Origin of the sequence: Deinococcus aquiradiocola (assembly GCF_014646915.1) — a bacterium.
Classification (GTDB): domain Bacteria; phylum Deinococcota; class Deinococci; order Deinococcales; family Deinococcaceae; genus Deinococcus; species Deinococcus aquiradiocola.
On sequence record NZ_BMOE01000021.1, the window covers coordinates 1 to 22,534 of the forward strand.

Genomic DNA, 22,534 nt, shown 5'->3' on the forward strand with positions numbered 1-22,534 from the left:
GTTCAGCAATCTGGAGATCACTCGGGGGAGTGACCCGCTGCTCACCCCTGTCGGAGTGTCCTGCTCTCACACATCCTCGACTGTCATTCAACCCGCCGTTGACTTCGCCTCTCGGCGCTTTCGCTGGCCTGCCTCGCTCGGAGGCTCAGAAAAGATACAGGACACCCCGCCAACTGTCAAGCACCCCCGCGCACGCCCCGCGAAACCCTCTGCCCCACAATCACGAAAATGCCGTCCAGCACGCGAAACAGCATGCCGGACGGCAGGGCGGGATGCGGGGTCAGATCAGCGCATCAGCCAGTTCAGGGTGTCCTTCAGGAGCGCCGAGCGCGAGGTGGGCGTCAGCCCTTCCAGGCCGAAGCCCATCGTGACGGTGCGGTACTTGCCCGCGTCGTTCAGGACGATGGCGCCCGCCTCCTCCTGCGCGAACTGCGCCTGCACCTTCTGGGTGGGGGCCTTCTGCGCCGTCTGGCCCTGCCCGAAGATGTTGCCGAGCACGTTGCCGATCACCTGCGCGGCGATGTTCTGCACGAGGCCGCGCACGTCCTGCGTCTTCTGGGTGGTGCGGCTCTGGTTCTGGTCCACGCGGATGGACTGCGCGGTGATGGTGCCCGCGTTGGCGCCCGCCGTGCCCCAGGTGGCCGCCACGACGCTGCTGCCCACGTTCGAGATCACGTCCGGGTAGAACTGGTTCTGGGCGCTGCCCGCCGCGTTCAAGTTGTACGCGGTGTTGCCGAGCGCGCCGGACGTCACGAACTTCGCGTTGCCGCTGCTGTCCGCCACGAACCGCGTCTTGAGCACGTCACGGTAGAAGCTGCTCGACCCGATGTCGTAGCCGATGTCCTGCCCCGTCACGATCAGGCGACCGCCGCCCGAGAGGTACTGCTGCAGCACCGCCTGGTCCTGCGCGTCCAGGGTGTTCTGGTACTGCTCGCCCGTCGCCCAGATCACCACGTCGTACCGCGTGAATTCCGAGAGCGGGATCGGGCCGCGCGAACGGTCGATCACGAAGGCCCCACCGGCCACGGCGTTCGCCTTGATGGCGTCCCGCAGGTTCGCCGTCACGTCCGCCCCCTGGCCACGGTCGTCGTCGATCAGCAGGATGCTGGGCTTCTTGCCGGTGCTGGGGGCCGGTGTCGGTGCGGGGGCCGGTGTCGGTGCGGGGGCCGGTGTTGGTGCGGGCGCCGGGGTGGGTGCAGGCGTGGGAGCCGGAGCGGGCGTGGGGGCCGGTGCCGGGGCAGGCGCAGGCGTCGGCGCAGGAGCCGGGGTGGGCGCAGGAGCAGGAGTGGGCGCCGGGGCAGGCTGCGCGCCCGCGTTCACGCCGAGCTTCCCGAGGGCCGCCGGGAGGTTGATCAGGCCGTACCCGACGTTGTTGTTCTTGCTGCCCGCATTCGAGGCGCTGCCGAACAGCGCGTTCTTGATGGTGTCGATGGTGCTGCCCGGCTTGGCGGACAGCATGACCGCCACCGCGCCCGCCGCGATCGGCGCGGCCTGCGACGTGCCGCTGCGCGAACCGTACCCGCCGCCCGGGTAGCTGGACGTGATGTCCACGCCCGGCGCGACCACGTCCGGCTTCACGAAGGTGCCGGTGTACGCACCCGTCCAGTTGACGGGGCCGCGCGAGCTGAAGGACGCCACGTTGCCGCTCTGGTCCACGGCACCCACGCCGATCACGTCGGGAATGTTGCCGGGGCTGCCGGTGCTGCCCGCGTTCGGTCCGAAGTTCCCGATGGCGAAGACCGGGATGACACCCGCGCGCAGCATGTTCTGCACGGGGTTCACGAACTCCTGGTACGTGCCGGGCAGGCCGAGGCTCATGCTGACGACGTTCGCGCCGTCATTGGTGTCGGCGTTGTTGTCGGGGTCCAGCACCCACTGCATGCCCGCGATGACCTGGGCGAAGGTCCCCTCGGTGTTCGGGAGCACGAGGGCGCTCAGCACCTTCGCGTCCGGCGCGACGCCGACCGTCTTGCCGACCAGCAGGCCCGCCGTGTGCGTGCCGTGCTGCTCGGTGTCGTGCGGGGCGCTGCTGACCTTGTTGCCGTCCCCGTCGAACTCCTGGAAGGCCGCGACCTTGCCCGCCAGTTCAGGGCTGTTCGCGTCGATGCCGGTGTCGAGGTGCCCGATGCGGATGCCCTGCCCACGGAAGCCCGCAGCCCACGCCTGCGGCGCCCCGATCTTCTGCAGGTGCCACGGCGTCCCGGCGGGCGCACTGGCGGCACTGAGCGCCACGGCGCGCGGGACCTTCACCTTGAAGTTCTCGAAGATCTCATCCACGATCGGCAGGGTGGACAGCGCGTACGCCTGACCGGGCGTCATCTTGAGGTACACAGACTGGTCGAGCCACAGCTCCGCGCCGGACTGCTTCAGAGCGGCGTTCACGAAGCCCGCGGACGGCCCGAGCTTCGCGATGGCGCCCTGCAGCTGCGTGCGGAGCGCCTTGAAGGTCGCGCGGCCCGCGCCGGTGTCCGGCACACGGAAGCGGACGATGACGCCCACCGGGGTGTTCACGTTGCGTTTGGCGAGGTCAAGGAGGGTGGGCGAGACGCGGCCCGCGTCGGCGGTCCCGTGTCCGACCAGTCCGGCCGTCAGGGCCAGTCCAAGGAAAGCGGTGGCTGTTTTTCTCATGCTGGCAGCCTATCTCCGGCGACGTGACGCGCCCTGAGCTTCAGCTGAGGAAAGCTTTAGAGCGAATCAGGGCCCGGTCAGCTTGCCGCGCGGGCGGCGAGGTCAGAACAGTTCGTCGAGCAGCGCGTAGTACTGCAGGCGCGCCGGGTCCACCAGCGTGCGCCCGTACAGGTCCAGGAAGCGTTCCGCCCATTGCGGCGACAGGTTGCGGCCCAGGCTGCGGTGCGCGAGCGCGAGGTCCGCGTGCCGGTCCGCGATGCCCAGGCGGCCCACGTCGATGAAGCCGCTCAGGTACTCGCCGTCCAGGATCAGGTTCGGGAGGCAGGGGTCGCCGTGCGTGACCACCAGGTCCTCCCGCGCGGGCCGCGTGAGCAGCAGTTCGCGCAGGAGGCTGGCGGGCGTGCGACCCTCGCGTTCCGGGTCGAAGTCCTCCGCGTCCACGAGGCCCGCCTCGACGCGCGCGCGGGCGGCATGCAGGGTGGGCACCAGGGACGCGTTGAAGGGGCAGTCACGGACCGGCAGCGCGTGCAGTTCGCGCAGGGCGCGCGCCAGCAGGCCCGTCACGCGCTCCGGGTGCACCAGCGCGTCCGGGTGGTGCAGCGGCACGCCGCGCAGGCGCTCCATCGCCAGGAACTCCGCGTCCGGCGTCACCTCGTAGCCCAGCACGTCCGGGACGGGCAGGCGGGCGGCCAGCCAGCGCAGGCGCAGCGCTTCGGCCTGCAGGGGCCGCTCCAGGCCCACGCGCGGCACGGCCTTGAGGACGTGACGGGTGCTGCGCCACACGCCCGCGCCGGACTCGCCGTCCGTGACGGCCTCCCAGCGGGCGGCGGGCAGCACGCGGCGCAGCGCGTCGGGCAGGTCGGGGGCACTCACGGCCCCAGTATGCACGACCGTCAGTTCACGCCGCGCGCCCGGCCCTCCCAGAGGGCGTTGCGGAGCACGAACTTCTGGAATTTCCCGCTCGCGGTCTTGGGGAGGTCGTCGAGGTACTCGAAGCGTTTCGGGACCTTGAAGCCCGCCAGGTGACCGCGCACGAACACCGTCAGTTCCTCGGGCGTCACGGCGTGCCCGGCGTGCAGCACCACGAACGCGCACGGCACCTCGCCCCAGCGGTCGTCCGGCATGGCGACCACCACCGCCTCCCGCACCGCCGCGTGCCGGTACAGCACGCCCTCCACCTCGACGCTGCTGATGTTCTCGCCACCGGAGATGATCACGTCCTTGTTGCGGTCGCGGATCTCGATGCGGCCGTCCGGGTGGACGCAGGCCATGTCGCCCGTGTGGAACCACCCGCCCGCGAAGGCCTCGGCGGTCGCGGCGGGGTTCTTGTAGTACCCGAGCATCACGAGGTTGCTCTGCACCACGATCTCGCCCAGCGTCTCCCCGTCGTGCGGGACGGGCCGCATGTCCGGCGTCACGACGTCCACCTCGCCCGCGTTCACCATCTCGTACCCCTGCCGGGCCATCAGCACGGCACGCTCCGCGATGGGGAGCGCCCGCTGCTCGCGCGTCAGTTCCGCGACCGTCACGAGCGGACTCGTCTCGGACAGGCCGTACACCTGCAGCACCTCGAAGCCCAGCGCGTCCATGTCCGCGATGATCCGCGCGTGCGGCGGACTGCCCGCCGTCGCCACACGGACGGGCGGCACGGGCCGCGCCACCGCCGGGTCCGTGATCATGCTCAGCACCGTGGGGGCCGCGCACAGGTGCGTGACGCCGTGCCGCTCGATGGCGGCGTAGATCTCGTCGGCGCGCACGGCGGGCAGCATCACGTTCGCGCTCCCCATGCCCTGCACGGCCCACACGCCGCCCCAGCCGTTCACGTGGAAGTTCGGGAGGGTGTGCAGGTACACGCTGTCCGGCGACAGCTGCAGGTACAGCATCACGCCGATGCCGTCCATGTACGCGTTGCGGTGCGTGAGCATCACGCCCTTCGGGTTGCTGGTCGTGCCGGACGTGAAGTTGATGGTGATGGGCGAGTCCTCGTCCAGATCGAGCGGGAACGGGACCGGGTCGGCGGACGCCTCCAGCAGCCGCGTCTCGAAGGCCGCGCCGCCCTCCCCTGCCCCCATGCCCCACACCCCGAGGCCGGTCGCGGCCGCCACGTCCTGCACGCGGTCCAGCAGGGAAACGTCGCACAGCAGCAGGCGCACGTCCGCGAACTCCAGCTGGAAGCGGTACTCGGCGGGCGTGAGGCGCGTGTTGAGCGGCACGAGGACCGCGCCGAGCCACGGCACGGCCGCGTACGCCAGCAGGCCCTCGTGCGTGTTGGGGGACAGGACCGCCACGTGATCGCCCGGCCGGACGCCCGCGGCGCGCAGCGCGTGCACGAGCCGCCACAGCCGCTCGCCCCACTCGCGGTACGTGAGGCGCAGGTCGCCGTGCAGGATCGCCGGACGGTCCGGGTAGAGCTTCAGGGCGCGACGGACGAAATCCAGCGGCGTGAGCGGCCTCTTCATGCGGACACCTTCATGATCCGGACACCTTCATGGGAACCCCCGTGCGGAAGACTGGCGTTGTGTGCCCCCCATCCTAGCGGGTCGCGGGGGCAGCAACGTGTCCCTGCGGCAGTTCCGGCACGGCCGGTCCGTCAGCGGTGACCGCGCGCCGGGGCGTCGCCGTGCAGCACCTCGCGCTCGACCTTCTTCCAGAACCCGAAGAAGCGCCGCAGCGGCCCCGCGTACCCGGTCAGGCGCTCCGGCTCGTGAATCACGACGCGCACCTCCGGGCAGGCGGCCCGCAGGTCGTCCACGATGCGCGCGAAGTCCGGCGTGAAATTGCGCGTGACGTGCAGTTCCGTCGCCGCGTGCCGCGCCGCGAAGGCCGCCAGTTCCTCCGCCACACCGCCCACCCGCACCTCGGTCAGGCCCGGACGGTGCGCGGCGACGTCCCGGACACCCTGATACATGAACGCCAGGCGCGGGAACGCGACGGGCGTCCCCCGCAGGAACGGCCGGTCGAACACGAACACGGCGGGCGCGTCCGGATGCGCGTGCAGGGCGGGGTCCGTGACGGACAGCCCGTCGCCGTGCATCCACACGACGCGGCCCGTCACGCGCGCCCCCCGAACAGCTGCCCCTCCAGCGTCTCGTAGGGCGCGCGGAAGGGGCACTCGGCCGTGCAGGTGCCGCACCAGCGGCCGGAACTGTACCGGTCGATGTTGTCGCGGTTCATGAAGTACGGCTTGTTGCTGAAGGTGCTCGCCACCCACTGCCACGACAGGGCGTTGTTGGCGATGTCCCCGTCGAGCAGGTGCTCGCGGAACAGGGCGTACCCGGCCCGCCAGTGCACGCCGCGCCAGTGCACGAGGTACGCCGCGAACCACAACCTCTCGTGGTTGTGCATCCAGCCGTCCCGCATGAGGTGCCTCAGCCACGCGTCCACGCACGGCAGGCCCGTCGCGCCGGTCCGCACGTCGTCCGGGAGGTCGGGCGTCCAGCGGGCGGGGTACTTGGGGTCCTCCAGGTTCCCGAGGACACGTGCGCCCTCCTGCCGCAGCACCAGCCGGTAGAATTCCGCCCACGCCAGCTGCCGCAGGAACTCGTCGCGTTCCCGGCCGCGCATGACGCTCCTCGCGTGCGCGGCCACCTCGCGCAGGCCCAGCATGCCGTGCCGCAGGTACATGCTCAGGCGAGACACGTTGCCGTGCAGGAAGTTGCGGTTCGCGTACCCGGCGCCCGTCCAGGCGTGCAGGGCCGCGAGGGCCTCGGTGCGGCCGCCGGGGCGGGCGGGCAGGCGGGCCGGGCCGGTGTACAGGCCCGCGAGGGCCTTGCCGAGCACGTCGGGCAGGCGGTCGTCCGGCAGGTCGGCCGGGAGGGGGGTGCCAGTCATGCGTCCAGCATGGCGGGACGGGGCGCCGCAGACCGTACGAAGACGCGCAGGTGCGGCCCGCCCGGGCGGGTCAGAGGGTGGGGTCGGGGTCACCTTGCGGGCCGTTCCAGCGGCGCGCGTACGTTTCGATGTCGAACTTGCGCTTCAGGCCTGCGGCGTTCATGTAGCGCACCGTGCCGAAGATCGGGCGGCGCGTCCACGGGCGGTCGTGCAGGCCAAAGACCCAGCCGATGCCCGCGTAACTGTTCGGGTCGCGGCCGTCCTGCTCGTAGCGGTCGTTGAGGCGCACGAGCGTCGCGTGCGCCTGCTCGGGGTCCGGCGTCCATTCGAGGACCTTCTTGCCCCAGTACATCCGCAGGTAGTTGTGCATGCGTCCGGTGGCCGTCATCTGGCGCTGTGCGGCGTTCCAGTAAGGGTCGTGCGTGGCGGCGGCCTCCAGTTCGTCAGGGGTGTACAGGTCGCGGCGCTCGTCGTGTCGGTGGTCCTGCAGGGTGCGTCTCGCCCAGTCGGGCACGACCTCGAAGGTGTCGTAGTGCGGGCTGTACCAGCAGAGGTTGAAGCTCAGTTCGCGCCGCACCACGAGTTCCTCCAGGTACGCGTCCACGCCGGGACCGCCGTGGTCCTGCACGGCGAGCGCCACCTGCAGCGCCGACAGCTGCCCGTAATGCAGGTGCGCGGACAGGCCCGACGCGCCGTCCAGGGTGGGGTCGTTGCGGTCGCGGTCGTACCGGTCGAGGCGCGTCAGGAAGTGCCGCAGCTGCGCCTGAGCGGCGACCTCGCCGCCCTCCTCGCGGCCCGGCGGGACGCCCTGCACCCCGAACCGCCGCACGAGGCCCGCCGGGTCCTTCAGGTCGTGCGGGTGGAGCCACTCCAGCTCCGTGGGTCGCGGCACGTCCCGCAGGTGGTGCTGCGGGTCCGGGTCCTCGTACGCCGTCAGGTACTGCGGGAGGGCGCGGTGGATGCGGGGCCGGATGGTGCGCGCCGCGTACTCCTGCTTGACGGACGTGACGCCGACCGGCACGACGAGTTCCGACTCGACCTCCACGAACGGCAGGTCGGCGTGCTGCGCGGCGAGACGCTCGGTCAGCCACGCGCGCCACGCGCGCAGCTGCCGCAGGTAACCGCGTTCCGTGACGATCAGGGCCGCGCCGGGCGCGAGCGCGAGGGCCGCCTCGGCCGGGCCGTGCACGCCGGTCAGGCCCACGAGCAGCGGCACGCCACGCTCCTGCAGGCCCGCGCGCGCGTCGCGGACGCCCTGCAGCAGGTACAGGTAGTGGCGGGCGGTCGCGGCCGGGTACGAGGGCGTCAGGCCGAACACCGCGAGGACCGGCACCTTCAGCCGGTTCGCTTCCTGCACGGCGTACGCGAGCGCCTGGTTGTGCGCAGAACGCACGGCGGACTGCATCCAGTACAGGACGTACTGCCCGGACCTCGGGACGCCGGGACGGAGAACGTGGAGCCGCTCTGGCTGAATCATGCCCGGATGCTAGCCGCCCGCCCGCACCCGGACTGTAGGAATCCATGGGCACGCACCAGCAGGCGGGCGGGGCAACAAAAAAGCGCCCTTTCGGACGCTGATAAGGAAAATATACCCCGGTATGCATCCGGTGTCAAATCATGCACCCGGAAATGCCGGGTGGGGGGTGTGGCATACTCGGCGGAGCGGGGTCAGGGCCCGTCCGCTGGCCGCTCGTGCGGCCAGGGACGCCCGGCCTCGCCGGACCGGCCAGTGGGCGGGTCCGGCAGACCCTCACGGCGGGGCCGGGGACGACCGGGGCGGGCCTGCCTGCGGCCCGCGTCCGCCCCTGTGCCCGTGCCGGGGTCAAGGAGAGCCATGCAGAAACTTCTTCCGGTCCTGACCCTGGCGGTCCTGAGCCACGCGGCCGCCACCACGTACCCCCTCACCCTGACGGACGACCTGGGCCGCAAGGTCACGCTGCGCGCCGAGCCGAAACGCATCGTGAGCGTCCTGCCGAGCAGCACCGAGACGGTGTGCGCGCTGGGCGCGTGCGCGCGGCTGGTGGGCGTGGACGAGTACTCGAACTTCCCGGCGCAGGTGAACGCCCTGCCGAAGGTGGGCGGGCTGTACACGCCGAACATCGAGGCGATGGTGGCGCTCAAGCCGGACCTCGTGATCGTCGGGAAGTCCGGGAAGCTGGCGGACAGCCTGACGGCGGCGGGCGTGCCGGTCCTGGCCCTCAACCCGGAGACGTACGAGGAGGTGTTCAGCAAGACGCTGACGCTGGGCCGCGTGCTGAACCGCGAGGCGGCCGCGAAGAACCTCGTGGTCCAGATGCGGCGCGACATCGCGAAGGTCGAGATCCTGACGCGCAACGCGCCGCACCGGCCGAGCGCGTACTACGAGATCGACCCGACGCCGTACACGGCCGGGCCGAACAGTTTCATCGGGGTGCTGCTCGGGAAGGCAGGCGCGACGAACATCATTCCGGCGAGCCTGGGCGAATTTCCGAAGATCTCGCCGGAACTGGTGGTGCAGGCCAACCCGGAGCTGATGCTGGGCCTGGACGTGGCGACGGCGCGCGCGCGTCCCGGCTGGGCGGGCCTGCGGGCCGTGCGGTCCGGCCGCGTGGTGAGCGTCCCGGCGGGCAGCACGCTGGACGACATCCTGAACCGGCCGGGGCCGCGCCTGCCGCTGGCGCTGGCGGCCCTCGCGAAGATCGTGCATCCGGAACTGTTCCGGTGAGGGGGGGCCGTGCCCGCGCGTGACGCGCTCCGGGTGAACGGGGCGGGCACGGGAAACGGGGCAGGCACAGGACCGGCCGCGCGCACCCTGGCGTGGCGCACGGCGCTGCTCTTGGCGCTGGTGCTGCTGGCGGTGCTGCTGGCCGTGTCGCTCGGCAGCGTGAACGTGCCGCTGCCGGACACGCTGCGCGGCGTGTGGCACGGCCTGCGCGGGCAGACGCTCAGTGGGTCGGACGTGATCGTGTGGCAGTTGCGGTTCCCGCGCGTGGCGCTGGGCCTGCTGGTCGGCGCGAGCCTCGGGCTGTGCGGCGGGGCGTACCAGGGCGTGTTCCGTAACCCGCTCGCGGACCCGTACCTGATGGGCGTGGCGAGCGGCGCGGGCCTGGGCGCGACGCTGGCGGTGGTGGCGGGCTGGCCGAGCGCGGCGGTGCCGCTCGTGGCGCTGGCGGGGTCGCTGCTGAGCGTGACGGTGTCGCTGGCCCTGGCACGCAGCGGGCGTCGCCTGCCGCCCGTGCGGCTCATCCTGAGCGGCGTGGTGGTGGGCAGCATCCTGACGGCGGTCAGCACGTACCTGCTGCTGCTCACGGAGGACCGGGTGCGGCAGGTGTTCAGTTTCACGCTGGGGAACCTCGCGTTCGGCGGGTGGCGGCAGGTGGGGACGGTGCTGCCGTACGCGCTGCTGGGCGGCGGGACGCTGCTGCTGCTGTCGCGCGCCCTGAACATGCTGCAGCTGGGCGACCTGACGGCCCGCAGCCTGGGCCTGCCGGTGGAGCGGCTGCGGCTGATCGTGATCGTGGCGGCGAGCCTGGTGACGGCGGCCGCCGTGAGTTACGCGGGCATCATCGGCTTCGTGGGGCTGGTCACGCCTCACCTCGTGCGGCGCGTGTGGGGCGGGGATCACCGGGTGCTGCTGCCGGTGTCGGCCCTGGCGGGCGGGGGGCTGCTGGTGCTGTCGGACCTGCTGGCCCGCACCCTGACGCGCCCGACGGAGCTGCCGGTGGGCGTCGTGACGACGCTGCTGGGCGGGCCGTTCTTCCTGTACCTGCTGCGGCAGACGCGGGACGACGCGTGACCGCCCCCGCGCCGCACGAGGGGCCGCCGGAGGGGGTGGGCGCGTCGCTGGTCGCGCACGACCTGCACGTCCGGGCGGGCCGGGCGCTGGCGGTGCGCGGCGTGAACGCCGAGTTCCGGCGGGCGGCGTTCACGGCGATCATCGGGCCGAACGGGGCGGGCAAGAGCACGCTGCTGCGCGCCCTGATGGGCCTGGACGCCCCGTCGGACGGCGAGGTGACGCTGGCGGGCCGCCCGCTCGCCCGCTGGGGTCGCCGCGAGCGGGCCGCGCGGCTCTCGTACCTCGCGCAGGGCGAGGCGCTCCCGCCGGGCGCGCGCGTGCGGGACGTGGTGGCGCTCGGGCGGGGCGCGGGGCACTGGCGCTGGGGGCTGCTCCCGCCGCCCGGCGAGGCGGCCGCCGACCGCGACGCGGTACGGGACGCGATGCAGCGCACGGACGTGCTGCCGTTCGCGGAACGCCGGGTGGAGGAACTGTCGGGCGGCGAACGGCAACGCGTGTCGCTGGCGCGCGCGCTGGCGGCCGAACCGCACTTCCTGCTGCTGGACGAACCGACCAACCACCTGGACCTGGGGTACGCGGCCGAACTGCTGAACTACCTGCGGTGCGAGGCGGCGGGCGGGGTGGGCGTGATCGCGGTGCTGCACGACCTGACGCTCGCGTCGCAGGCGGACGCGCTGCTGCTGCTGCACGAGGGGCGGGTGCTGGCGCACGGCGCGCCGCAGGACGTGCTGACGCCCGCGCATCTCCTCACCGCGTACAATCTGAGGGCCGAGGTGCTGAGACACTCGGGACGGCTGATCGTGGTCCCGGACCTGAACGGACGCCCGCACACGACCTGACTCCCTCCCCTCCCCCACCATGACGCCACCTTACTTCCGCACGTCCGCCCACCTGCTCGTCTGCCAGCACACCAACTGCCGGACGCGCGGCTCCGACCTGCTGTACCGCGCCCTGTGGAACGCGCTGGACCGTGAGCGGCTCGCGTACTTCAAGACGGGCGGCAGCGTGCGCCTCACCGAGAGCGGCTGTCTGGGCGCGTGCACGTCCGGGCCGGTGATGTGCGTGTACCGGCAGCGGGACGCGGCGGCAGGTGGGTCCGGGGGGCTGGAGGAGGCGTGGTACGCGGCGACCACGCTGCCGCTCGCGCTGCGGGTGGCGCGCGCCGCGCACGAGGGCACGGACCTGCCCACCGACGGGCGGTACGGCCCGTGACGCCCGTCCGCACCACGGCGGTCCTGACGCCGGACGCGGTGCTGGACGCCGTGAGGCGCAACCCGGTGAACGTCGCCATTCTGGAGCGGCTGCCGGACCTGGGCGCGCCGCAGGCGCAGCTGGTGGCGGGCTGCGTGTTCGGCGCGGTCTGGAACGCGCAGGCCGGGCTGGACGCGACGGCGCACGTGCGCGACTACGACGTGTTCTACTTCGATCCCGATACGGGGTACGGCGCGGAGGACGAGGTGATCCGGCGGGCCGGGCAGCTGTTCGCGGACCTGGGCGTGACGGTCGAGGTGCGCAATCAGGCGCGCGTGCACCTGTGGTTCGAGTCGAGGTTCGGGCAGACGCGGCCCGCCATCGGGAGCGTGCGTGAGGGCATCGATCAGTTCCTGGTGCGCTGCACGTGCCTGGGCGTGGACGCGGCGGGCACCCTGTACGCCCCGTACGGCCTGCAGGAACTGGCGGCGGGCGTGCTGCGCCCCAACCCGCTGAACGCCGACGACGGCACGCTGTACCGCGCCAAGGTGGACAGTTACCGGGCGCGGTGGCCGTGGCTGCGGGACGACGCGGGCGGCCCGCCCGGCCCGCTGACCGGCCCACCGCACGCCTGATCGGGGCGGGGCTCGCCGGGGGGGCGGGGGCAGGTGGGGGTTGCCGTTTGCGATTGTTCCGCCCGGGCGGGGCGTGCTGTAATGCTCGGGTCCCGCCGTATTGGCGTGCCCTACCGTGACCCTGCTGACACAACAGTGTTCCTGCACCCTGACCCGCAGGCACCATATCTGGTACGGTTCTGCAAGGTTGGTACCAGATGTGGATCCTGAAGCTGGATTCAGAATCGGGAACGTGTTACATTTGGACCATCAGTTCAGCCGCCGCCCACAGGGGCGGTCTCCCACCCGTGCGCCGCTGCAGAGCGGCGTGAGCCTTTTCGTGCCGAGCACCACAGGAGCGCCATGACCACCCCCACCGTCCAGAACAGCACCCTCGCCAACTTCGACGAGAACGCCCACCACATCGCCCGGCGCCAGTACTTCCAGCCGGGCGACGCGGACCTGAGCAGCCTGTTCCGGCGCGTGGCCGACTGGGTCGCCATGGCCGAAGCGCCCGAGGTGCGCCTCGGCTGGGCGCAGCAGTACTACGACCTGATGGCCGGCAAGAAATTCTGCCCCGGCGGGCGCGTCATGGCCGGCGCGGGCACCCAGCACGGCAACGTCCTGAACTGCTTCGTGCAGGGCGCCACCGAGCACGACCCCAGCACCTTCGAAGGCGTGATGGAAGTCGCGAAGAAACTCGCGCTCGTCACCAAGGTCGGCGGCGGCAACGGCGTGAACCTCGACGTGTACACCCCCCGCAGCGCAGGGAGCCGCCCCGACGCGGGCGTGCGCGGCTGGGCGTACATGAGCGCCACGCACGCCGACGTGGAGGACTTCATCGAAGGCATGATGCGTCCCCCCACCCAGCCGGACGGCGACAAGCAGCCCGTCACGGTCCGCAACTGGACGCGCGTCGTGTACGGCCAGGGCCTGAAGCCCGAACTCGTCACGCTCGCCCGCCAGAACGGCGTCGCCATCGTCCGCACCCTCCCCGAAGGCGTGCAGACCGTGCAGGACGACATGGGCGGCATCGTGGACGCCGCCCGTCAGGTCGCCGAGAACGCCAAGCTCGGCCTGGAGCCCCGCATCGACCTGTCCGGCATGCGTCCCGAAGGTGCGCCCATCAAGGGTTCCGGCGGCACCTCCTCCGGCCCCGTCAGCTTCCTGATGGAGATCTTCGACAACTTCCTGGAGTGGGCGAACCTCGGCGCGGAAACGAGCGGCCCCGTCAACACCCTGCGCTTCGTGTACTCGCCCGTGCTGCGCGTCGTGCGTCAGGGTGGCACGCGGCGCGGCGCGGGCATGGCGACCATCAGCGTCGACCACCCCGACGTGCTCGACTTCCTGACCGCCAAGGACCTCGACCGCGAAGCGCAGGAAGGCGACATCAGCACCTTCAACATCAGCATCCTGATCACGCAGGCCTTCTGGGACACCCTGCAGCAGGGCGGCCTGTGGCCCATCCGGGCGCAGGAAGTGCAGAGCAAGTACCACCTCGTCCAGCAGGACGGCGCGTACACCGGCACGTGGCCCACCCTCCCCGACCGGGACAGCGACGGCGCGCGCGGCGTGCCCGTGTACGACCACCAGGGCACGCACGCCATTCCTGCAGGCTGGATCTGGCGCGAGATCGCGCAGCACGCCTGGAGCACCGGCGAGCCCGGCCTGATCTTCAGTGACCGCGTCAACGAGTACAGCGCCCTCAAGAACCTCGGGGAGCGCTACCAGATCCGCAGCACCAACCCCTGCGGCGAGATCCCGCTCACGGTCGGCGAGCCCTGCGACCTGGGCGCCATCAACCTCGCCGCGTACGTCCAGAACGGCCAGTTCGACGAGAAGGCCTTCCGCGCCGACGTGCGCACCTGCGTTCGCTTCCTGGACGACGTGCTCGACGTGAACGTCTTCGCCCTCGAAGACAACCGCGTCGCCAGCCAGGACCTGCGCCGCCTGGGCCTGGGCGTCATGGGCCTCGCCGACGCCCTCATCAAGATGGGTCTGCGCTACGACAGCGACGCCGGACGCCGCACCATCTACACCATCATGAGCGCCCTGCGCGAGGAAGCCGTCGCGCAGAGCGAAACGCTCGGCCAGGAGCGCGGCGTGTACCCCGTGTACGACCGCCACCCCGGCAAGATGCCGCACGCCCCGCGCCGCAACGTCGCCGTGCTCACCGTCGCGCCCACCGGCACGACCAGCATGCTGATGGGCGTCTCCAGCGGCATCGAGCCCGTCTTCAGCCCCTTCATCTGGCGCAAGATCGGCAGCGAGTACCGCGCGCTCCTCGCGCCGCTGTTCGTGGAACTGCTCGAAACGTACCCCGCGCCGCAGGGCATGCAGCAGAACGGCAACTGGGACTGGGACAAGGTCACCGAGGCCGTCAGCGAGAACCACGGCTCGGTCGTCGGCCTGGACTTCATTCCGCAGGCGCTGCAGCAGGTGTTCGTGTGCGCGCACGACATCGCGCCGCTCGACCACGTCCGCATGCAGGGCGTCGTGCAGTGCGCCTTCGACGCCGAAGGGTACGCCGCGAACAGCCTCAGCAAGACCATCAACCTCCCCAACACCGCCACCGTGCAGGAGATCGAGGACGCGTACAGCGAAGCGTACCGGACCGGCTGCAAAGGCATCACCGTGTACCGCGACGGCTCCCGTCAGTTCCAGGTGCTCAGCACCAGCAAGAAGAAAGAGAAGAAAGCAGAACGCACCGAAGCCGACACCACCGACGCCCCCCAGCCCGCCACGGCGCCCGCCGCCGAAGTGATGGGCGAAGCCCCCACCCCCGTTCAGGTCACCGTGCAGGCCGCCGCGCCCGCCGCGCAGCCCAGCACCACCCAGCCGCAGGCCGCCCGGCCCGGCAAGCCCGTGTACGAACGTCCGGCCCGCCTCCAGGGAGTGACCGACATGGTCAAACTGACCGACCCCACCAGCGGTCACCGCCGCAGCTTCCTCGTCACCGTCAACCACCTGCAGGGCAAGCCCGTCGAGGTGATGGTCATCAGCGGCCGTGCCGGAGACGAAGCCAACGCCGACAGCGAAGCGCTCGGCCGCGTCGTCAGCATCGCCCTGCAGCACGGCGTGCCCGCTCAGGCCATCATCAAGACCCTGCGCGGCCTGAACGGCGGCCTGTACGGCAGCTACAACGGCCGCCTCGTCGGCAGCAAGGCCGACCTGATCGCCGTGGCGCTCGAAACGTTCGCCAGCGATCCCCTGGGCCAGACGCTGCCCGTCATGGCGGGCGGCAGCGACGACACCGCGCCCGCCGCGCACGGCGTGAGCGTGGACGGCATGGCCGGCGAGAAGTGCCCCGTCTGCGACGAGAAGGCCGTGATCCGCGAGGAAGGCTGCCTCAAGTGCCGCGCCTGCGGCTACAGCAAGTGCGGCTGAACAAGGGCAGGTGAAGTAGGCCGCGCCGCCCGCAACGGATTCAGAGAGGGGAGCTTCGGCTCCTCTCTTTCTGTTGATGGTGTGCGGCGCGTGAAGGTTCTCACCCCCCCGGAGTGTGACGGTGCTTATGATGTCGGGGTGAGCCTTCCTGTGTGCCGTGCTGCCCTGCGTTCGGCGTGGGTGCTGTTGTCGTTCGTGGTGGGGCCCTGCGCGGTGGCGGCGCCTTACACCGTGCGGAGCGGGGATACGCTCTACTCGGTCGCGCAGCGGTTCGGGACGGACCCTCAGACGCTGCGGGACCGGAATCTGCTGTCGTCACCGACGCTGGCAGTGGGGCAGGTGCTGCAGGTACCGGACGCGCCTGCGCCCATCCCCGCTCCGGCGCGGCAGGCGGCCCGTGCGGGCGCGGTGAGCACCACGCGGGCGCTCCCGTCCGGGTTGCCGGTGGTGACGCCCGGCACGATTCGCGGGCCGGTCGCGTGGAAGGTGACGCCGCAGCCGACCGTGGCGGGCTTCATCGGGTACCTGCCGAGCATCGCGACGACGGCGTTCGGGAACGCGTTGCCGGTCCGGACGTACCTGGAGGGGCTGGCTTTCGACTTCCAGACGTACAACAACTGCGGGCCGAGTGCGCTGTCGGCGGTGCTGGGCTTCTACAAGGCGCAGGTGGGGCAGGACGCGATCCGGCGGGCGACGCGGGAAGGGAACGGGTACATGCGCGTGTCGGCCATCGCGCCGGAGCTGCGGAAGTTCGGGCTGCGGACCGTCACGATCCGGAACGGGCGGCTGGATCAGGTGAAGCGGCTGCTGTCGCTGGGCATTCCGGTGATCGTGCTGCAGTGGTTCGACCGTCCGGGGCACATCGCGCACTTCCGGGTGGTGCGCGGGTACGACGATCAGGCGGGGCTGGTGTGGGTGAGTGACAGCATGGTGGGGCCGGTGTCGTACCTGAACTACGCGAGTTTCGATGCACTGTGGAACACGCAGGGGCGGCAGATGTTCCCGGTGTACCCGGACGGGTTCGACGGGGCGGTGCGGGCGCTGCTGTAGGGCGGGTGCGGGTCGCGCTTGCCTGCGGGCGCGGGGTGGGTGCAGACTGCTCGGGTGCCTGCCCGCCTGCTGCCGCTGCTGACTGACGTGCCCGTTTCCGGTGAGCGCCTCGCGCGGACGCTGGGGGTGGGGCGGGTGAGCGTGAATTCGTTCGCGCGGGCGCTGCAGGAGGAGGGCTTCCCGGTGGTGGTGTCGCGGCGCGGTTACGCGCTGGAGGCGGGCTCGCCCGCGCCGTCGCTGCTGGACCTGGGTGGGCGGCCGTACCGGTACGTGGGCACGACGGGCAGCACGCAGGACGACGTGCGCGCGTGGGCGGCCGACGCGCAGGACCCGGCCGTGCCGGGCGCGGTGGTGCTGGCGGAACGGCAGACGAGCGGGCGTGGGCGGCGCGGCCGGGTGTGGGAGGGGCCGGGCGAGGCGGCGGGCCGGAACCTGACGTTCAGCATGCTGCTGCCCGCACCGGTGGACGTGGCGCGGCTGGCGCTGCTGCCGCTGGCGGCGGGCGTGGCGCTCGCGCGGACGACGCAGGCGCTGGCGGGCGTGGGGGGCCTGAAGTGGCCGAACGACCTGCTGGACCCGCGTGGCCGGAAGCTGGCGGGCATTCTGCTGGAGGCGGACGTGCGCGGTGAGGACGTGACGCGGGCGGTGCTGGGCATCGGGTTGAACGTGGGGTCGGCGCCCGTGACGACGCAGGCGGGCGGGAGTGCGTGCCTGCAGGAGTTCGCGCCGGACGTGCGGCGCAGCGACGTGCTGACGGTGCTGCTGCCCGCGCTGGACCGCTGGCTGGCCGCGCCCGGCGAGGCCATTCTGGAGGCTTGGCGGGCGGCGTCCGTGACGCTGGGGCAGCCGGTGACGGTGAGCACGGCGGGCGGCGTGCTGAGTGGCGTGGCGCGGGAGCTCGCGCCGGACGGGGCACTGGTGGTGGTGGCCGGGGACGGTTCGGTGCACCGGGTGACGGCGGGGGACGTGCAGCTGGTGGGTCGGCTGCAGTAGGGGCGTGCGCCCTCCGGGCCGCCCTGGTGCGGGCGCTGCTGGAAGCTGCATTTGTCGTTCCACGGGTCGGAATGTGCGGGCGTGGGCGCGCTACACTCTGGGCCTTCCGGGTTCACGGTACACGGGCGCGGCCGGTCCGCAGACCCGCCGAGTTATCCACAAGGTTATCCACAGGCACTGTGGATAAGGGACACCCGTCCCGCCGGGGGCGGAACCGTGCATACGCTTCAATCGTCGTCTGGGCGGGCGTTCAGGTGCAGCTCAGGAATGCGCCGTACCCCTGCGGAAGTTATCCACAGGCTCACGTTTCACTGTGGATAACTCACCCCGCAGGTCCGGCAGCGGCCAATCACGGCGACCCGCTCTCCGCCTGCAGGGCCCGGTGCGCCTCACGCGCCGCCCGCACGAAGGCCCGCACCTGCTCCGGGTCCTTCACGCCGGGCGACGCCTCCAGGCGACTCACGGCGTCCACCGCAGCGGGGCGCAGCACCCGCACCGCCTCGGCCACGTTCAGCGGCCCCAGCCCCCCCGCCAGCCACGCTCCGGCCGGGAAGTCCGCCCGCAGGGCAGCCCAGTCGAGCGCCTCCCCGCTGCCGGGGTTCGGGGCGTCCAGCATCAGGGTCACAGGACCCTCTGGCGTCGTGCCCTGTCCGGCCAGCTCCGCCGGACGCAGCACACGCAGAACGGGATGGTAGCAGGCCAGCGCGCCCAGGTAAAGACTTGACACCTCGCCGTGAATCTGCACGGCCGACAGACGCGCCGTTTCCGCCGTTCGCAGCACCTCGTCGAGCGGCTGGTTCATGAACACCCCGACGCGCGCCACGCCCGCCCCGACCGACAGGCTGATGCGCCGCGCCGCCTGCACGTCCACCCGCCGCCGACTGCCCGGCGCGAAGATCAGCCCGATGGCGTCCGCGCCCGCCTCGGCGCTCAGCAGGGCGTCGTGCACGCTGGTCGTGCCGCACACCTTCACCAGCAGGCGCTCCGGCACGCCCCTCCCCTCCCCCGCCGCGCCGCGCGTCACCCGGCCTCCCCGAACGCGGCACGCAGGTCCAGCACGAACACCTGAAAGCTCAGGCTGGGGCTCGCGTACACCTCCAGCGCCGACAGCAGCCGCTCCAGCGCCGTGTCGGCCGCGGCGCGCACGGCGGGCATCTCCGAGCGCCACACGTACCGCAGCGCCTGCGGATGCCACTCGGTGTCGAAGCGCTTCTCGGTCGCCTCGGCGGCCTCCAGCGCCCCCATCAGCGGACCGCGCAGGGCCAGCGTCAGGGTGCGCGCGTCCTCCAGCGCCCCGGTGACGCGCTCGGCGTCCCGCAGCACGCCCGGACGGCCCGCCGCGAGTTCCAGCAGGTCCGGCGGCCACCCGCCCGGCCCGCCCAGAGCACGCAGGTCGCCGTCCGGCACGGGCTGCACCGTGAGGCGCGCCGTGCGGCTCACGATGGTCGGCATGACGAGGCCCACGTCCTCCGCCAGGAACAGGAACAGCGCGTTGTGCGGCGGTTCCTCCACCAGTTTCAGCAGGGCGTTCGCCGCCTGCTCGTTCAGGAATTCCGCGCCGTCCACGATCACGACCCGGCGACGGTACGTGGGCCGCAGCTCCAGGAACTGGTACACGTGCTGCTCGTAATCGCGGCCCTCGTCGCGCGCCTCCACGATCGCCCCCACCGGAATGATCCTGCGGCGCGCGGCCTTGCCGGTCGAGGTGGTCGTGCGGGGCGACACCACCAGCAGGTCCGGGTGCGCGCCCGGCTGCGTCTCGCTGAGCGCCACGGCCCGGCACGACGCGCACTCCCCGCACGCCTCGCCCGTCAGGCCGTCCAGGGTGGGGCCGGGCTGCAGGCAGTTCTGCAGGGCCGTGATCTCCAGTGCCAGCGCCCGCTTGCCGACGCGGGACGGGCCGGACAGCAGCAGCGCGTGCCCCGCGTACCGCCGCGCCTGCACCAGCAGCGCCGGATGCAGGGACGCGGGCAGGCGCGTCACGGTCATCCGGCCTCCGACCGGATTCCGCAGCGTGTGCGGGGCCCCGTCCGGGTGGCACGAGCGGGCAGCACACGCGTTCCGTTCATTTCCCGATGCTCAGGCGGGCGGCCAGCACTTCCGGCAGGCCCGCCTCCAGAATCTGCGCCTGCGTCTGCGCGATGTCGTACGACACGCGGTACACCTGGAAGTTGTTGCGGGCCGTGTCGAAGATCGCGTAGCTCGCCTGCGGGTTCCCGTCGCGCGGCTGCCCGACCGAGCCGGGGTTCAGGATCACGCGCGCGGACGGCGGCACCATGTAACTCCCGCCGTCCTGGAACGCCTGGTACTTGATCCACTCGCCGACCGGGGCGTTCAGGGTCGCGTACACGCCCGGAATGTGCGTGTGCCCCACGAACCCCAGGCGGCCCAGCCAGTTCGCGAAGATGTCGCGGGCCGCCGTGACCGAATCGCTGTAATCGTCGAGGCTAGTGGGCGTCCCGTGCCGGTAGCGTGCGCCCACCTGCGGGTCGTCGATGCCGTCCACCCACTGGTGCAGTTCGGCGACGTCGCGCTTGCTGAGCAGGTTCCGCTGCCACTCCAGCGCCTGCGTCACGATGCCGTCGCTGCGCGCGTCGCTGCTGTGAATGAGGCGCAGCATCAGGTCCTCGTGATTCCCGAGGATGCAGGTGGCGTCCAGGTCGCGCAGCGTGTCCAGCACCTCGCGCGGCCTCGGGCCGTACCCGAGCGCGTCGCCGAGCGAGATCACCCGGTCGAACTTCCGCGTCCAGGCGTCCTTCATGACGGCCTGGAGGGCCACGCCGTTGGCGTGAATGTCGGACAGCAGCAGCAGACGCACGGCTGACATGATAGCGGCGGGCGCCGGAATTACCACCGGGCGCCCGTCCCGCCGATCTACACTGGACCCATGCGACTCGTGAACGTCTGGAGTGACCTGTACGGCAGCACCCTCGGCCTGTACGCCGGACGGGCGGGCGGGCACCGCTGGCTGGTGGCCTCCCCCCCGGAACTCGCGGGCGACCTCGCGGCGCACCTGGAGGCCCTGGACGGCAAGGGCGAGACGACGCTCCTCGTGCACGCGGGCCTCACGCCACTGCGGGCGGCCCTGGAAGCGCAGCTCGACCCGGTCCTGGGCCGCCCGCTGAGCGGCGTGGTGGTCGTGGCGGGCGCGTCGCTGGCAGGCGGCCCGGCCATGACGGTCACGGAGGGCACAGTAGACGGCGCGGACGGCCTGACGTGGCTGGAAGGCGGCCAGTTCCCCGCGTGGCAGGACGCGCTCGGCGCGCCCGGCGAGGAGGGCGAGAACGCGGCGGCCAGCGTGTGCGCGGCGCTCGGCGTGCCGGTCCGCGTGTGCAGCGCGCAGGACCTACCGGACGTGCTGCGCGGGTGGTGGACGGTCACGCCGCACGCCTTCGTCCCGGGCGGCTGAACGCCCGGAGCTCAGCTGGGTCCGGTCTCATCCCAGATTGAGCTGAACTCTCGGAGTTCAGCCGAGCGAAGCGGGCACCAACAACTCCAGTTTTGAGGAGATGCACGGGATGCCGATGCTGTTTCCGGCATCCCTGGAATCGGATCAAGACCGTCCTACTCAGGTTTGACGCGGTCGAGGGTCCACAGGGCCGTGCCGAGCGCCGCGCCGTAGAAGACGTGCGCGCCCAGGCGGTTCAGGTGCCCGCTCGCGGGGCTGGACTTCGGGCCGTCCTGCAGGCCCAGAAGCGGCACGAGCGTCTCGTCGTTCAGGGCCCACAGGGCCGCGCCGAACGCCGCGCCCGTCAGGACGTTTGCGCCGGGCCGCCCGGAGTGCCGCGTGGTGAGCAGTCCGAAGGCCGCGCCGCTCAGGATGCCGAACCCCCAGTGGACGGCCTCGCTGAGCGCCGTGCGCGTGCCCTTTTCGGGCGTGCGGCCCGTGACGGTCGTGTACGCGATGCGGCCCATGGCGGCCGTGCTGGACTCCCCGGGTTCGTGCGTCTGCCCGAACGGCGAGATGACGTTCACGTCCGCTTTCGGGCCGCTGTCCTTCTCGCCGCCGTCGCCGTCCTCGCTGGGGGGCGTGAGGAGCGGCGCGACGCGCACCCAGTACTGTCCCATGGCGAGCACGCCTGCCACGCCTGCCACGAGGCCCAGCAGCGTCCCACGGTAGGGATTCGGTTGCGGTTCACGGCGCAGGAAGCTGAACATGCTTCAGGCTAAGCGGGCGGACCGCGCGCACCATGAGAAGACGTTGACCGATCCCAGACGCGGCACAGCGAGGACGGCGACGGCCCTACGCGGCCGGGAAGTCCTGCGAGAACACCGGCGGAACGGGCGGTTCACGCCGGACGCGCACGGCGAGTCGCGTGCCGACCCACGCGGCCAGCAGCGTGAAGAGCCACGGCACGATGCCGACCTCGTGCCCCGGCACGAACGCCCGGTGCACCTGATCCACGGCGGACGCCCACGCGGCCAGCGCCAGGCCGGACGCCCGCCCGCCCGTCCAGCGGGCCAGCAGCGCTCCCAGCAGCAGGTACAGGGCCACGTCCGCCAGCGTGCCCAGCGGGGCGGGCAGGATCACACCGCCCGTGGCGTACAGCCACGCGCCCGCCAGGGCCAGGATGGCCAGCAGGCCGCGCATCAGTGCGGGTGCTCCACCAGTTCGATCAGGGTGCCGCCGCCCCACTTCGGGTGCAGGAACGCCACGCGGCTCCCCGCCCGGCCGGGACGCGGCTCGGTGTTCAGGAACCGCGCGCCGAGCGCGGACAGGCGCGCGATCTCCGCCTCCAGGTGGGTCACGCGGAACGCGACGTGGTGCAGGCCCGGCCCGCGCTTCTGCAGGAACGCCGCGACGGGACTGGCGTCGTCCTGCGGTTCGAGCAGCTCGACGAGGGTGTCGCCCAGCACGAAGGCCCGCACGCGCACGCCCTGCGACGCGACGAGTTCGTCTTCCCCGTCGGTCGGCAGGCCCAGCGCCCGGTACGGGACGCTGCCCTCGTCCAGCGAGGGCGTCACGATGGCGATGTGGTCGACCCGCGTCAGACCCGGCGGGGGGGTGGGAGGATTCGCGGTCATGCCGTCAGCGTAGCGCGCCCCGCCGCGCGGCACGACCGGT

At 72.0% G+C, this 22,534-nt stretch carries 21 protein-coding genes; 9 read left to right on the plus strand and 12 right to left on the minus strand.

Annotated features, from left to right (window positions below):
• Positions 1 to 285 precede the first annotated feature (285 nt).
• The 6 genes from IEY33_RS17855 to IEY33_RS17880 form a co-directional block, all read right to left on the minus strand.
• The gene (locus tag IEY33_RS17855) at positions 286 to 2,628 is read right to left on the minus strand and encodes a S8 family peptidase (protein ID WP_188964654.1); all 2,343 of its coding nucleotides are present in this window, start codon (positions 2,626 to 2,628) and stop codon (positions 286 to 288) included.
• 102 nt (positions 2,629 to 2,730) lie between these two features.
• Positions 2,731 to 3,501, minus strand: coding sequence for an APH(3') family aminoglycoside O-phosphotransferase (locus tag IEY33_RS17860; RefSeq protein ID WP_188964655.1), 771 nt, complete (start codon positions 3,499 to 3,501; stop codon positions 2,731 to 2,733).
• Positions 3,502 to 3,521: 20 nt separating this feature from the next.
• Positions 3,522 to 5,087, minus strand: coding sequence for an AMP-binding protein (locus IEY33_RS17865; RefSeq protein WP_188964656.1), 1,566 nt, complete (start codon positions 5,085 to 5,087; stop codon positions 3,522 to 3,524).
• A 131-nt stretch (positions 5,088 to 5,218) separates the two neighbouring features.
• Positions 5,219 to 5,683, minus strand: a complete 465-nt coding sequence (locus IEY33_RS17870) for a deoxyribodipyrimidine photo-lyase (protein ID WP_188964657.1) — start codon at positions 5,681 to 5,683, stop codon at positions 5,219 to 5,221.
• Positions 5,680 to 6,459, minus strand: a complete 780-nt coding sequence (locus IEY33_RS17875; RefSeq protein WP_188964658.1) for an FAD-binding domain-containing protein — start codon at positions 6,457 to 6,459, stop codon at positions 5,680 to 5,682. The genes IEY33_RS17870 and IEY33_RS17875 overlap by 4 nt, the downstream gene beginning before the upstream one ends.
• 70 nt (positions 6,460 to 6,529) lie before the next feature.
• On the minus strand, positions 6,530 to 7,936 hold the full coding sequence (locus IEY33_RS17880) for a deoxyribodipyrimidine photo-lyase (RefSeq protein WP_188964659.1): 1,407 nt from the start codon (positions 7,934 to 7,936) through the stop codon (positions 6,530 to 6,532).
• Between the two features lie 357 nt (positions 7,937 to 8,293).
• On the opposite strand from IEY33_RS17880, the gene IEY33_RS17885 reads away from it, so the two are divergent.
• From IEY33_RS17885 to IEY33_RS17920, 8 genes are all read left to right on the plus strand, one after another.
• The gene (locus tag IEY33_RS17885) at positions 8,294 to 9,163 is read left to right on the plus strand and encodes an ABC transporter substrate-binding protein (RefSeq protein WP_188964660.1); all 870 of its coding nucleotides are present in this window, start codon (positions 8,294 to 8,296) and stop codon (positions 9,161 to 9,163) included.
• Positions 9,164 to 9,250: 87 nt separating this feature from the next.
• Entirely contained in the window at positions 9,251 to 10,234 is a 984-nt protein-coding gene (locus IEY33_RS17890; protein WP_188964685.1) for a FecCD family ABC transporter permease, read from the plus strand.
• Positions 10,231 to 11,073: an ABC transporter ATP-binding protein gene (locus IEY33_RS17895; protein ID WP_229671140.1), complete on the plus strand. Its 843-nt coding sequence runs from the start codon at positions 10,231 to 10,233 to the stop codon at positions 11,071 to 11,073. The genes IEY33_RS17890 and IEY33_RS17895 overlap by 4 nt, the downstream gene beginning before the upstream one ends.
• A 19-nt stretch (positions 11,074 to 11,092) precedes the next feature.
• Positions 11,093 to 11,446 carry a (2Fe-2S) ferredoxin domain-containing protein gene (locus IEY33_RS17900; RefSeq protein WP_188964661.1) on the plus strand — a complete coding sequence of 118 codons (354 nt, stop codon included), beginning with the start codon at positions 11,093 to 11,095 and terminating at the stop codon, positions 11,444 to 11,446.
• On the plus strand, positions 11,443 to 12,060 hold the full coding sequence (locus IEY33_RS17905; RefSeq protein ID WP_229671141.1) for a nucleotidyltransferase family protein: 618 nt from the start codon (positions 11,443 to 11,445) through the stop codon (positions 12,058 to 12,060). The genes IEY33_RS17900 and IEY33_RS17905 overlap by 4 nt, the downstream gene beginning before the upstream one ends.
• A gap of 342 nt (positions 12,061 to 12,402) precedes the next feature.
• Positions 12,403 to 15,426 carry an adenosylcobalamin-dependent ribonucleoside-diphosphate reductase gene (locus tag IEY33_RS17910; RefSeq protein ID WP_188964662.1) on the plus strand — a complete coding sequence of 1,008 codons (3,024 nt, stop codon included), beginning with the start codon at positions 12,403 to 12,405 and terminating at the stop codon, positions 15,424 to 15,426.
• Positions 15,427 to 15,564: 138 nt separating this feature from the next.
• A complete protein-coding gene (locus tag IEY33_RS17915) occupies positions 15,565 to 16,476 on the plus strand; it encodes a LysM peptidoglycan-binding domain-containing protein (RefSeq protein WP_229671142.1) in 912 nt (303 codons plus the stop codon).
• Between the two features lie 54 nt (positions 16,477 to 16,530).
• The gene (locus tag IEY33_RS17920) at positions 16,531 to 17,469 is read left to right on the plus strand and encodes a biotin--[acetyl-CoA-carboxylase] ligase (RefSeq protein WP_188964663.1); all 939 of its coding nucleotides are present in this window, start codon (positions 16,531 to 16,533) and stop codon (positions 17,467 to 17,469) included.
• Between the two features lie 349 nt (positions 17,470 to 17,818).
• Here IEY33_RS17920 and IEY33_RS17925 read toward each other — a convergent pair whose 3' ends face one another.
• The 3 genes from IEY33_RS17925 to IEY33_RS17935 all read right to left on the minus strand — a co-directional run bounded on the left by IEY33_RS17925 (position 17,819) and on the right by IEY33_RS17935 (position 20,296).
• Entirely contained in the window at positions 17,819 to 18,493 is a 675-nt protein-coding gene (locus tag IEY33_RS17925; RefSeq protein WP_229671143.1) for a phosphoribosylanthranilate isomerase, read from the minus strand.
• Positions 18,490 to 19,458: a DNA polymerase III delta subunit-related protein gene (locus IEY33_RS17930; RefSeq protein ID WP_188964664.1), complete on the minus strand. Its 969-nt coding sequence runs from the start codon at positions 19,456 to 19,458 to the stop codon at positions 18,490 to 18,492. Before IEY33_RS17930 ends, IEY33_RS17925 begins: the two co-directional genes overlap by 4 nt.
• Before the next feature lie 76 nt (positions 19,459 to 19,534).
• Positions 19,535 to 20,296 (minus strand): metallophosphoesterase family protein, encoded by a 762-nt coding sequence (locus IEY33_RS17935; RefSeq protein ID WP_188964665.1) that lies wholly within the window; start codon positions 20,294 to 20,296, stop codon positions 19,535 to 19,537.
• Positions 20,297 to 20,356: 60 nt separating this feature from the next.
• On the opposite strand from IEY33_RS17935, the gene IEY33_RS17940 reads away from it, so the two are divergent.
• Entirely contained in the window at positions 20,357 to 20,878 is a 522-nt protein-coding gene (locus IEY33_RS17940) for a hypothetical protein (protein WP_188964666.1), read from the plus strand.
• Between the two features lie 155 nt (positions 20,879 to 21,033).
• Here the strand turns inward: IEY33_RS17940 and IEY33_RS17945 are convergent, their stop codons facing one another.
• The 3 genes from IEY33_RS17945 to mce all read right to left on the minus strand — a co-directional run bounded on the left by IEY33_RS17945 (position 21,034) and on the right by mce (position 22,494).
• Positions 21,034 to 21,627 carry a DUF1440 domain-containing protein gene (locus IEY33_RS17945; RefSeq protein ID WP_188964667.1) on the minus strand — a complete coding sequence of 198 codons (594 nt, stop codon included), beginning with the start codon at positions 21,625 to 21,627 and terminating at the stop codon, positions 21,034 to 21,036.
• A gap of 85 nt (positions 21,628 to 21,712) precedes the next feature.
• Entirely contained in the window at positions 21,713 to 22,060 is a 348-nt protein-coding gene (locus IEY33_RS17950; protein WP_188964668.1) for an antibiotic resistance protein VanZ, read from the minus strand.
• Positions 22,060 to 22,494, minus strand: coding sequence for a methylmalonyl-CoA epimerase (gene mce, locus IEY33_RS17955; protein ID WP_188964669.1), 435 nt, complete (start codon positions 22,492 to 22,494; stop codon positions 22,060 to 22,062). Before mce ends, IEY33_RS17950 begins: the two co-directional genes overlap by 1 nt.
• Positions 22,495 to 22,534: the final 40 nt, after the last annotated feature.

Bases quoted from the DNA above. Each gene is read 5' to 3' on its own strand.
- IEY33_RS17855 (WP_188964654.1), bottom strand. From the start codon at position 2,628: ATGAGAAAAACAGCCACCGCTTTCCTTGGACTGGCCCTGACGGCCGGA.
- IEY33_RS17865 (WP_188964656.1), bottom strand. From the start codon at position 5,087: ATGAAGAGGCCGCTCACGCCGCTGGATTTCGTCCGTCGCGCCCTGAAG.
- IEY33_RS17875 (WP_188964658.1), bottom strand. From the start codon at position 6,459: ATGACTGGCACCCCCCTCCCGGCCGACCTGCCGGACGACCGCCTGCCC.
- IEY33_RS17880 (WP_188964659.1), bottom strand. From the start codon at position 7,936: ATGATTCAGCCAGAGCGGCTCCACGTTCTCCGTCCCGGCGTCCCGAGG.
- IEY33_RS17885 (WP_188964660.1), top strand. From the start codon at position 8,294: ATGCAGAAACTTCTTCCGGTCCTGACCCTGGCGGTCCTGAGCCACGCG.
- IEY33_RS17900 (WP_188964661.1), top strand. From the start codon at position 11,093: ATGACGCCACCTTACTTCCGCACGTCCGCCCACCTGCTCGTCTGCCAG.
- IEY33_RS17910 (WP_188964662.1), top strand. From the start codon at position 12,403: ATGACCACCCCCACCGTCCAGAACAGCACCCTCGCCAACTTCGACGAG.
- IEY33_RS17930 (WP_188964664.1), bottom strand. From the start codon at position 19,458: ATGACCGTGACGCGCCTGCCCGCGTCCCTGCATCCGGCGCTGCTGGTG.
- IEY33_RS17935 (WP_188964665.1), bottom strand. From the start codon at position 20,296: ATGTCAGCCGTGCGTCTGCTGCTGCTGTCCGACATTCACGCCAACGGC.
- IEY33_RS17940 (WP_188964666.1), top strand. From the start codon at position 20,357: ATGCGACTCGTGAACGTCTGGAGTGACCTGTACGGCAGCACCCTCGGC.
- IEY33_RS17945 (WP_188964667.1), bottom strand. From the start codon at position 21,627: ATGTTCAGCTTCCTGCGCCGTGAACCGCAACCGAATCCCTACCGTGGG.
- IEY33_RS17950 (WP_188964668.1), bottom strand. From the start codon at position 22,060: ATGCGCGGCCTGCTGGCCATCCTGGCCCTGGCGGGCGCGTGGCTGTAC.
- mce (WP_188964669.1), bottom strand. From the start codon at position 22,494: ATGACCGCGAATCCTCCCACCCCCCCGCCGGGTCTGACGCGGGTCGAC.